The organism is Porphyromonas uenonis DSM 23387 = JCM 13868, from assembly GCF_000482365.1.
GTDB lineage: Bacteria > Bacteroidota > Bacteroidia > Bacteroidales > Porphyromonadaceae > Porphyromonas > Porphyromonas uenonis.
In genome coordinates this window covers 1-1,752 of record NZ_KI535311.1, presented here as the reverse complement: position 1 = coordinate 1,752, position 1,752 = coordinate 1, and the positions used below count along the sequence as shown (strand labels likewise).

The following is a 1,752-nucleotide window of genomic DNA, read 5'->3' as shown; positions in this document are numbered from 1 at the left end:
CATAAAGCGCTTTGACCGATGCTAGATCATTCTTCTCGTGAGCACGTACATAGCTCACGGAGATATTCTTTCGGGTGTAGTAAGAAACAATCGATCGATACTCACGTAGTGTCGTATAGATGCGGTCTATCATCTGCATACGCTCGCTATCATTCATTGAGAACACCTTGCTCTTAGCTACAGACTTCAGCTCCTTGAGACTCTCGCCACTCAGTTCCAAGAGTTTGGCATAGCCAGCAGCCATCGCGGCTAGCTCTGTGGGGCGGAAGTTTGGGTCCGCTAGCATCTTCTTGTAGGAGGTTACATAGATCTCTGATATGTCTCCCACCATTAGGATGCACTCCTTCACCTTGTAGGCATCGCCTATAAGGTTGTTCACCTGCTTGAGTGCATCGTAGTACTTCTTGGTGTCGTTGTACAGTTTCTCCACCTCCTTAAAACCACTTAGCGTGTTTTTGACCGTCTTTGAGGCGGTGGCAATCTCCTTAATGGAGTTGGCTATGTTGCCAGCGAAGTTCCCAGGGTCGGTAACCACCCACTGAGCGTGAGCTTGAGGGATAAATAGGCTCATTGCAAAGAGAGCCATCAGCAGATACTTTTTCATTGTCACTAGGTATTTGATTGTTACTATTATTGCTTATCTCTTTTCTCTATGGCGAGTTGTCGGATGGCCGACTCAATGTCTCCTCCCAGCTGCTCCGCACGTTGCATGACTTCCAGCTTCTCTCGCTCCTCTGTCGTATAGGTGAGATACTCTTCCATACTCACCTCTGTAGCATAGACGGCACTCTGCATACCTCCCAGCCCGACCCACACCTCTTTGTAGAGTCGGTGAGGATCGTTGTTCTGATTGATTGAGAGGATTTGGCTCTTCTCCTTTTCGGATAGACCCAGCATCGATTGGATGCCATCAAACTTGGTCATGTACTTACGCTGGTCTAGTAGGATCTTGCAGTCAGAGTTGTTGATGATACTCTCCTTCACTACGGGTGAAGAGATGATATCGTCTACCTCCTGCGTCACCACAATAGCCTCTCCGAAATACTTTCTGACCGTCTTGTAGAGATACTTGATGTAGTCCGCCATATTCTCCGAAGCAATCGCCTTCCAGGCCTCTTCGATGAGGATCATTTTGCGGATACCCTTCAGTCGACGCATCTTATTGATAAAGGCTTCCATGATGATAATGGTCACCACGGGGAAGAGGTCTTTATTGTCCTTCACTTGGTCAATCTCAAAGACGATAAACCGTTTAGAGAGCAGGTCTATGTTCTTATCCGAGTTCAGTAGGAAGTCGTAACGCCCACCTTTGTAGTACTGCTTGAGCGTAGTCAGAAGGTTATTGATATTGAAGTCTGAGAGCGTTACCTTGATATCTCGTTGCTCCATATCCTTACGATAGACATCTCTAAGGTATTCGTAGAAGCTATTGAAGTTCGGGACAATACTAGCATCTGAGCAGATGAGTTCGATATAGGCATTGACAGCAGAGCCCAGCTCTCCAGCCTCAGTCTTGGTGACCCGCTCATCGGCACTCTTCCAAAGCGTCATCAGTAGGGTGCAGATACTCTCTCGCTTCTCTACATCAAAGAACTTGTCATCCGTATAAAAAGGGTTGAAGGAGATAGGATGGTCATGGGTGTAGGTGAAGTAGACTCCATCCTCCCCCTTTGTCTTACGATGGATTAGTTCGCACAACCCTTGATACGAGTTACCCGTATCGACCAAGAGGACATGCGCCCCCTGCTCGTA

Annotated in this window: 2 protein-coding genes; both read right to left on the bottom strand. The window is 47.5% G+C overall.

The window, feature by feature from the left end:
* Positions 1–604, bottom strand: a 604-nt coding sequence (locus L215_RS09550) for a DUF4141 domain-containing protein (RefSeq protein ID WP_044111982.1), incomplete at its 3' end; no start/stop codon positions are given.
* 26 nt (positions 605–630) lie between these two features.
* The coding region (locus L215_RS0109080) for a TraG family conjugative transposon ATPase (protein WP_027451675.1) at positions 631–1,752 on the bottom strand (1,122 nt) is incomplete at its 5' end.